Genomic DNA, 9,277 nt, shown 5'->3' on the forward strand with positions numbered 1-9,277 from the left:
AAATCAACGGCCAAATTGTACAACTCATAAAAAATAGACAAACTCGATTTTCATCGAGTTTGTCTACAGTCTGAAACCGACCTTGATAGGTCGGTTTTTCTATAACATATAAGGTTTAGAGCAGGAAATGGCTAATGTGACTACTCGTTCTCATATAAAAAGGGGAGAGGAAGCGGCTGTTGGTCTTCGGATTCTTGTACCGGATCAATTTCCCTTATAAATTCTAAATAACCGGTATATACCTGCGAGGCCATCCCTAAATATTGTAATTCAGTGTGGATGATACCCATCATTGGTGAATGGTGCATATACATTTTTCATCCCTCCTTTCAAAAAATAGGCCAGTCTCTTAAAGGAGATGAAAGTGTTTTGTTCATGGGGAATCATTCATATTCATTTAAAAGTTGATGATTCAGGTTCAAAGGCTTCTGCTTCTCTTTCTTCGACGACCATGCGCAGCCCACGCTTAGGCCTGAGCGTAAGGGATGGAAGTGGGGTTACTTCATGATGGTCAGGTGCAAGCTTTATCCTATATCGTTGAGAAATGCAAGCCAGGACAAGCACTGCTTCCATCATGGCAAAATGATTGCCGATACAAACCCGGGGTCCTCCGCCAAATGGAAGGTAAGCGAACATAGGCAGGTTTTTCAAAAAGTTGTTTTCAAATCGCTCAGGAATAAAAGAATCCGGTTGTTCAAAATACTTTGGATCATGCTGCATCACATAAGAACTTATTATAATCATATCGCCTTTTTTAAAGTGATATCCTCCTATAACGACATCCTCCTCCACATCCCGGGATATCATAAAACTTGGCGGGTACATTCGAAGTGTTTCTTGTATGATATTTTGAGTGTATGGTAATTTCATGAAATCGTCAGGGCTGGGTGTCCTACGACCAATTATGCTATCCACTTCACAGAAAAGCTTAGATTGAATTTCAGGATTCATTGAAAGTGCGTACAGTGCCCAAGAAAGAGCATTTGCTGTCGTTTCATGACCTGCAAGAAAAATGGTCATTAACTCATCACGTAAATGATGGTTTGTCATTCCTAATCCGTCTTCGGCATCACGTGCATCCATCAGGATTCCAAGCATGTCTTCATGTTTTACTGTGTCGGTCTTCCGTTTTTCAATAATTTCGTAAATCACTTTATCAAGGCTTTTTATCGCCTTTTTATATTCACGGTTGATTTTAGTTGGTACCCATAATGGCAAACGGAAAATCGATCTCATCCTTTTGACTGCAGCTTTTAATACAGTGTCCAGCGATTTCCCTACAATTTCAGAGCCATCCGTGAATTCTATGCTGAACATGGTCTTGCTGACTATCCCCAGAGTGATTTCCATCATATCCTTTGTAATTATCCGTTCATCATTATGTTCCCAAGTTGATATATAAGCCATTGTGATATCAATCATATCCTTGGCATAATGGCTAATATGATTCTTTTTGAAAGAGGGCTGAATAAGCCTTCTCTGGCGCATATGAAAGTCCTTTTCACTTGTAAGCAGACCTTCACCAATAAGTGGTTTTAAAGCTTTGAGGTCCTTTGATTTGACGAAGGATTTTTGTTTTGTTACTAGTATTTGTTTTATTAAATCAGGGTTGGAAACGAGGTAAACATTTTGGAATGGTCCAAAACGGAATTTTGCGACCTCCCCATATTCCTTGGCCAATCGGGTAAGAAAGCCAAGGGCATCTTTTTGAAACTCCTTTGTATGTCCGGAAATCAGCCTTCCCTTTGGCACTTTTTGAGAATTGCGGAAGCCATCATCAGTGTGGCTCAATGTTGTTTGACCCCTTTCTTTTAAATAGTTACATATATTCATTCTATGAGGATAAGCTAAATCTGTTTGGACAAGTTATAATGAACATTTAAATTTCTTATGATACGGCTATATATAGGAAAAGAAGGGGAGTCAGCCTGCATTTAGCCATAAAAAAAAACTCTGGATAAAAACGGCCAGAGTTTTTTTGAGACTAGATTCAGAAGATGTGGGGTAATTTCCCGGTAGAGGAAACTCCTTGTTGTGGATAAGGAGGATTCAACTTCTTTCTTGATCGTCCCCATGCTGGAAACGATCATTTTTTTCATTAATGGGTCCACCAAATAGGTCATTGATTTCCTTAACTACACTATCTAAAAATTCATCGGATATTATCGGATTATTTTTTTTATTCATGTGATTCTCTGCAATCCTTTCTGGATCTCATATGTTTGATATACCTTATCAACATAACCTCACTAACAATAAATTATTCTTTTTCTGTTCAAAATTTTCACTTGATGTGCCATTAATAAACAGTTTCATATTCATAGATCTTAAGCTTTTGGTACGGGAACATGTTATTGGGGTCATATTACAATGTATCTGGAGCTGACCAAACTCAAGAAGTTATGAAAATAACCCAATCACATCTTGGTAATTGGGCATAGGCTTTTATGAACCTTATTAAGGAAACAACAGTCTTAAATAAGATATTAGCTGATCACGAAGTTCAGGTCGTTTCAAGGCGAAATCTATTGAAGCTTGAAGAAAGCCGAATTTATCCCCGACGTCATATCGATTTCCCTCGATGATGTACGAATATATTGGTTCCTTTTCCAGCAAAAGGTCTAAAGCTTCGGTAAGCTGGATTTCCCCCTTACAATCGGGCTGTACGGTTTCAAGGGTTTCAAAAATGGCAGGAGATAAAATATATCGGCCAATAATAGCCTGTGTTGATGGAGCCTCCTCAACTTTTGGCTTTTCCACTAAGTTTCGTACCAGAAATAAATCCTCATATTGTTCTTGGAAATTTACAATCCCATACTTTGAGACAGCGGCAGGTGACACTTCCTTACACCCGATAATGCTCGCTCGAACCTTGTTATACCGTTCCATTAGCTGTTTCAAGGCTGGGACACGACTATCCACGATATCATCACCTAATAGGACGGCAAAAGGTTCGTCTCCGATAAAAGTTTTGGCACATAGAACTGCATGCCCCAGACCTAATGGTTCCTTTTGTCTTACATAGTGAATATCCACCATATTGGAAATGTTCTCCACGATTGTAAGTAGATCATTTTGTCCTTTCTTTTGTAGTAACATTTCAAGCTCTATGGATTTATCGAAATGATCTTCAATGGCACGTTTGTTTTTCCCCGTAACGATGATAATATCTGTAATCCCTGATTGTACCGCTTCCTCGATAATATATTGAATGGTCGGCTTATCGACAATCGGCAGCATTTCCTTTGGTTGAGCTTTTGTAGCAGGTAAAAATCGTGTTCCTAAACCGGCTGCTGGAATTACGGCTTTCTTTATCATAGCCTAGCCCCTTTTTAAGGTTCTTTTATTCCGCTTTTTGTTCTACCCTTCATTTTATGTAGTCATTGGTTGACCTATATCAAAAAAAGGTGAAAATAAATCCCTAAAAAAGAATAGATTTACCATTGAAGCAAATATTATGGATATATGAATTTCGTCAAGAGGTGTATATTTTGCCAATTGAAAATCAAGAGCGAAAACAAATCCTTTTTGCTTTACTCGTCATAATTTTATATCTCTCTCCTCTACTCATCCTTGGAGAAAATGCACATATTCGTGTACATGATAATTTGGATTCCAACCTTGCCTGGTATAAAGTGCTTTCAGAAAGCGGTGAGTTATTTGGTTCAATAAACGCCAAAATTCCACAGATTATGAATGGGCTGCCCCGAAATGCGTTTGGCAGTGAATTCAGTATTATCGTGTGGCTGCATGCCCTTTTTCCGACAATGGTTGCATATGCAATAAGCCAGGCATTAACAAGATTTATTGCTTTCTTTGGTATGTATATCCTATTAAAAAAACATTTCATTACAGGGCGCCAATCGGGATGGATTAGGGTTGGAACATCCTTAGCCTTTGCCCTTACTCCATTTTGGCCATCGGGAATGCTCAGCACGCTTGGGATGCCGCTAGCCCTTTGGGCTTTTTTGAATATCCGCAACAAGGACCACTCGTGGAAGAATTATTTGGTCCTTACACTTTTACCTCTATATTCAAGCATCGTACTTGGCTTTTTCTTTTTCCTGGTTGCAATGGGCCTTCTTTGGATAACGGATGTGATTAGGAGAAAAGGTTGGAATTTAAGGTTTTTTCTTTCAATCGTTTATATGACCTTCATTTTTGGTCTTGTGGAGTATCGTTTGATTGCTTCTTTCATTTTTGATTCGGAGCCAAACAGCAGGGATGAATATTTTCACGCAAGGCTACCGCTCGAGTGGGTCATTAAGCTTACTTTCAAAAATTTCGTTCTTGGACATACGCATGTCATGACTGTACATGCGCTTATCATCCTGCCGATTACAGCTTTTGCCCTTTATATTATTTTGATCAAAAAACTGTGGAGACAGGAAAGGGTTTTTGTTTTTTTGTTCGGTTTGAATTTTATGCTCTCCGCATGGTATGCATTTTGGTTTTATAAAGGCTGGCTTCCTTTAACAGAAAGGTTCCATACCTTGGATACTTTTAATTTTGCCAGATTTCACTTTTTAAGGCCGATGGTGATTTACTTGGGGTTTGCCCTCGCCATAAAAATCATCTGGGAACACAGTGAATTTGCTAAGAAAACCCTTTTAATCTTCATTGCCGTTCAAATCATGGTTTTAATGGGTTTCAATGAAGAAATCACTAACAATAAAAAACCATCTTTTAAAGAGTTCTATGCAGAAAGCCTTTTTCAGGATATAGAAGAGCATATTGGCCTCCCACAGGAAGAATATCGGGTTGCAAGCATCGGTCTACATCCTGCTATCGCCCAATTTAATGGGTTTTACACGCTCGATAGCTATAACAATTTCTATCCGCTTACATACAAACATCAATTTCGTCAAATAATTGAAAACGAATTGGCAAAGAATAAAAACATCAGAATCTACTTTGATGAATGGGGAGGACGTTGTTACCTATTTGCCGATGAGCTTGGTAAGCATTATATGTTCAAAAAAGGCTCGAAGAAAGAGTTGGATAATTTGGAGATTAATGTAGATGCGTTTAAAGGATTAGGCGGCAAGTATATATTTTCTGCCGTACCAATCAACAACGCGAAGGAAAACGGGTTGGAACTGGATAGGATTTTCACAAAGAAAGGGACCGTTTGGAAAATTCATTTATACAGAGTCATTTGAAAAGGGGGGGATATTGTGAATTCACCGATAGTGACGATTGTTGTACCTTGTTATAACGAAGAAAGTGTTTTGCAGGATACCATTTCCCAGCTTTGTGGATTGGTGAGGGGTTTAGTCGAAGAAAATGTTGTGTCTGGTCAAAGTAAAATTCTATTGGTTGATGATGGAAGTAAAGATCAAACATGGAAGATCATATATAAGGAAACGATTAACAATGAATATGTTCGTGGACTAAAGCTTTCACGGAATGCAGGCCACCAAAATGCACTCCTTGCCGGATTGTTTACAGCCAAGGAAGCCTCGGATTGTGTGATTTCAATTGATGCAGATTTACAAGATGATATTCAAGTCATCCCTGAATTCATTCGGAAATTCACTGAAGGATGTGAAATTGTATATGGCGTCCGCCAAAAAAGGGACCTTGATTCATTTTTTAAACGAACATCTGCAACTGGCTTTTATAAAATGATGAACAAAATGGGGGTCAACCTTGTCTATAATCATGCAGATTTCCGGCTAATGAGCAAAAGGGCGATCGTGGAGTTGGAACGATTTGAAGAAACGAATCTTTTTTTACGGGGAATCGTCCCGCTTATTGGGTTTAAGACGGACTCTGTTTATTATGACCGCAAAGAAAGATTGGCAGGGGAAACGAAATATCCATTTAAGAAGATGGTTGCTTTTGCTCTTGATGGCATTACTTCCTTTTCAGTAACACCGATCCGGCTTGTATTATGGCTAGGATGTCTTTCCTTTTTCATTAGCTTACTTTTTGGGTCATACTTTTTATGGTTAAAGTTTTTTGGGCAGACCGAAACTGGTTGGACCTCATTAATTACCTCCATCTGGTTGATCGGCGGACTCCAGTTGATTGCTGTCGGCTTGATTGGGGAATATATCGGTAAAATCTATAATGAATCCAAACGCCGGCCTAAATATATTGTGGATCTGGATTTATTTAATCCGCTCGATTTAAATAAACGGGAGCAACTAGATAATGAACGGACAAGTATTGAAAAACTATCTAAAACACACTAACTCCTTTATCCGCTTTTTATTGGTTGGAATGGTCAATACAGGGGTTGGACTTTCCATCATGCTTTTTCTCATGAATGTTCTTGAATTATCTTACTGGATCTCTACCTTTTTCGGCAATGGTATGGGAGCAGTAACGAGTTTTCTGTTGAACAGGACTTTTACTTTTAGAAGCGATATAGATTGGCGGAGAGGGGTTGCCCGTTTCTTTTGCGTCATCCTGATTTGTTATTCCGCGGCTTATTCTTTAGGACAAGCCATTGCAGAATCCTTGGAAGCATCCGTTCATTTTTCCATTCAGCAAAATGTGGCTGTACTTATCGGAACAATCTTTTATACAGTACTGAACTATATTGGCCAGAAATACTTTGTCTTTAAAAAAAGCAATTTGGGAACAATTCAAGAAGGAAGGAACTGATTAGAATCAAAGAATGCCCCTTTGGATGGAAATCAAAGTGGATTTCAAGAAGAGAATTTTTGATTTTCAGCGTGGAGTTTATATATTGCAAACCTATCCAAGCGGGGGCAGATCCTTTTAATAAGAAAGGTGAACCGTTAATAAATTAGAGATTTAAACAGTTTCGTAATTCGGTAATTTTCCCTTTTAAGGACCCACCGTTTTTGTTCTTTCATTTCTTAAAAATTGATTGGGAAGTTTCTCTTTTTTAACAAGTTATTCACCTTTTTCCTACCTTCGAATCATGCACTTGGATGACTTATGTTATATACGTCAGAACAAAGCCTCACTTAAAATAAATTATTATTTTACTGTGCAAAATTTTCATTTACTTTTCCATTTCACGGGAGTATGATAATCAACAGTTTCGTATTTCTAAATCGCTTAAACCTTATGGTACGGGGGACCCGTTATGGGATTATTTTAACAATCCAAGGGGTGAATCCTTTCAAGGTAGGGCTACTCTTAGGTCCGAATCCGACAGCTAACCTCGTAAGCGTTATATGAGAGGGAAGGTGGAGCTTGTTAGACAAAAAAGTGGATGTCTACAGGTCTATTTAGTTTTATGACTTGTGGGCATTTTACCATTTTTTTTGTTTTTTCTATAGCTGGGTAACATAAACTTATAACTTAAAAATGGTGGTGAATTCTTGATGTTATCTTCTATAAAGAGGTTTTTGATCGGGAGACCTTTAAAATCAAATGCACTAGGTGATCAAAAGCTTAACAAAACCAAGGCTTTGGCGATATTATCTTCTGATGCTTTGTCTTCGGTTGCTTATGGACCGGAGCAAATATTAATCGTTCTGATCACGGTCGGTGCTGCGGCATTCTGGTATTCCATACCCATCGCCATCGGAGTATTGTTACTGTTGGCTGCATTGATCTTGTCCTATAGACAAATCATTTTTGCTTATCCTCATGGCGGGGGAGCCTATGTGGTTTCAAAAAACAATTTAGGTATCAATCCAGGGTTGATAGCTGGAGGATCCTTATTGGTCGATTATATTTTAACTGTAGCTGTAAGTGTTTCTGCAGGTACGGATGCCATCACGTCCGCCTTTCCCAGCCTTCATGCATATAATGTAGGCATAGCCATCATTTTTGTATTTCTGCTTACCATCCTTAATCTAAGAGGGGTTACGGAGTCGGCCTCTGTTTTGGCCTATCCGGTGTATCTATTCGTTTTAGCATTGTTCATCTTGATTGGTGTAGGAATTTACAAAATCCTGACAGGAGGAGTCTCACCGGAATTACACGCGCCAATCGGGACTCCAGTAGCGGGCATCAGTTTATTCATACTGCTAAGAGCATTTGCATCAGGAAGCTCCGCATTGACAGGAGTCGAAGCGATTTCCAATGCGATTCCGAACTTTAAAGACCCAGCTCCGAATAATGCTGCAAAAACTTTAATAGCTATGGGTTCCTTACTGGCTGTATTATTTACGGGAATCGTATTCTTAGCCTACTATTTAAGCATTGTTCCTAGCGCAGAGGTAACGGTCGTCTCGCAGATTGCTGAAGAGATCTTTGGTCGGAATTTCATGTATTTCTTCATTCAAGGTACGACTGCATTGATCTTGATTCTTGCTGCCAATACTGGCTATTCCGCTTTCCCCTTGCTTGCGGTGAATCTTGCAAAAGATAAATTCATACCAAGGGCGTTTACGATTAGAGGGGACCGATTAGGATATTCCAATGGAATTATCATACTAGGACTTGCATCCATCATCTTAATAGTCGCATTTGGGGGACATACAGAAAATCTTATTCCACTTTATGCGGTAGGGGTATTTATTCCATTTACGTTTTCCCAGACCGGGATGATTGTCAAATGGATACGCGAAAAGCCAAAAGGCTGGATCATGAAATTAACCATTAATTCAATTGGTGCCACTATTAGTTTTATCGTCACGATGATATTCTTTTTAACCAAATTTACTCAGGTTTGGCCTGTTTTGATTTTTTTACCTATCATCATTTTAATTTTTCATCGAATTAGGAAGCATTATGAAGCAGTCGGAGACCAGCTAAGGATTACAACTTGTGAGCCCATCTTGCCAATAGAAGGGAATATCATTATTGTGCCTGTGGCCGGTATAACTCATGTGGTTGAGAACTCTTTAAATTATGCTAAATCTCTATCAGCACATCAGGTCATTGCCGTTTATGTTGCTTTTGAAAGAGAAGATGAAAAGAAATTTGAAGAAAAGTGGAAAAAGTGGCAGCCAGATGTTAGACTCGTCACACTAAACTCTTATTACAGGAGTATCATACAGCCATTAACTAAATTTGTGGATACAGTTGAACATAAAGCGAGTGAATCCAACTATAAAGTTACGGTAATAATCCCGCAATTTATTCCGAAGAAAGGCTGGCACAATATTCTTCATAACCAATCAAGTTTACTGATTAAGGCCTACTTGCTTTATAGAAGAAATGTAGTTGTTGCGACAGTTCCCTATCATTTGAAGAAGTAAGTTCCATTATCTAAGAAAAGAAGCAAACCTACATATGGTTTGCTTCAGACTGTAGACAAACTCGATGAAAATCGAGTTTGTCTATTTTTTATGAGTTGTACAATTTGGCCGTTGATTGGAACGTAGGGCACTCGCTTTCCGCG

At 38.7% G+C, this 9,277-nt stretch carries 8 protein-coding genes and 1 riboswitch; of the genes, 4 read left to right on the forward strand and 4 right to left on the reverse strand.

Features of this window, described 5'->3' with window-relative positions; all coding sequences use genetic code 11:
* Positions 1-140 precede the first annotated feature (140 nt).
* The 4 genes from N9I19_RS23015 to galU all read right to left on the reverse strand — a co-directional run bounded on the left by N9I19_RS23015 (position 141) and on the right by galU (position 3,318).
* Positions 141-314 (reverse strand): hypothetical protein, encoded by a 174-nt coding sequence (locus N9I19_RS23015; protein ID WP_317779092.1) that lies wholly within the window; start codon positions 312-314, stop codon positions 141-143.
* 79 nt (positions 315-393) lie between these two features.
* Entirely contained in the window at positions 394-1,791 is a 1,398-nt protein-coding gene (locus N9I19_RS23020; RefSeq protein ID WP_317779093.1) for a cytochrome P450, read from the reverse strand.
* Positions 1,792-2,049: 258 nt separating this feature from the next.
* Positions 2,050-2,187, reverse strand: a complete 138-nt coding sequence (locus tag N9I19_RS23025; RefSeq protein ID WP_317779094.1) for a bacitracin ABC transporter ATP-binding protein — start codon at positions 2,185-2,187, stop codon at positions 2,050-2,052.
* Between the two features lie 270 nt (positions 2,188-2,457).
* Positions 2,458-3,318, reverse strand: coding sequence for a UTP--glucose-1-phosphate uridylyltransferase GalU (gene galU / locus N9I19_RS23030; protein ID WP_089364586.1), 861 nt, complete (start codon positions 3,316-3,318; stop codon positions 2,458-2,460).
* A gap of 173 nt (positions 3,319-3,491) precedes the next feature.
* Here galU and N9I19_RS23035 point away from each other — a divergent pair, with 173 nt between their 5' ends.
* From N9I19_RS23035 to N9I19_RS23050, 4 genes are all read left to right on the forward strand, one after another.
* Positions 3,492-5,162, forward strand: coding sequence for a DUF6044 family protein (locus N9I19_RS23035; protein WP_375166254.1), 1,671 nt, complete (start codon positions 3,492-3,494; stop codon positions 5,160-5,162).
* Between the two features lie 15 nt (positions 5,163-5,177).
* Positions 5,178-6,200 (forward strand): glycosyltransferase family 2 protein, encoded by a 1,023-nt coding sequence (locus N9I19_RS23040; RefSeq protein WP_089364585.1) that lies wholly within the window; start codon positions 5,178-5,180, stop codon positions 6,198-6,200.
* Positions 6,160-6,615 carry a GtrA family protein gene (locus tag N9I19_RS23045; RefSeq protein WP_317779095.1) on the forward strand — a complete coding sequence of 152 codons (456 nt, stop codon included), beginning with the start codon at positions 6,160-6,162 and terminating at the stop codon, positions 6,613-6,615. The genes N9I19_RS23040 and N9I19_RS23045 overlap by 41 nt, the downstream gene beginning before the upstream one ends.
* A 410-nt stretch (positions 6,616-7,025) precedes the next feature.
* Positions 7,026-7,169: riboswitch (cyclic di-AMP (ydaO/yuaA leader) on the forward strand.
* Between the two features lie 138 nt (positions 7,170-7,307).
* Complete coding sequence (locus tag N9I19_RS23050; RefSeq protein ID WP_061461837.1) at positions 7,308-9,134, forward strand: APC family permease; 1,827 nt, start codon at positions 7,308-7,310, stop codon at positions 9,132-9,134.
* Positions 9,135-9,277: the final 143 nt, after the last annotated feature.

Source organism: Peribacillus sp. CSMR9, from assembly GCF_033141925.1.
Taxonomy (GTDB): domain Bacteria; phylum Bacillota; class Bacilli; order Bacillales; family DSM-1321; genus Peribacillus; species Peribacillus simplex_A.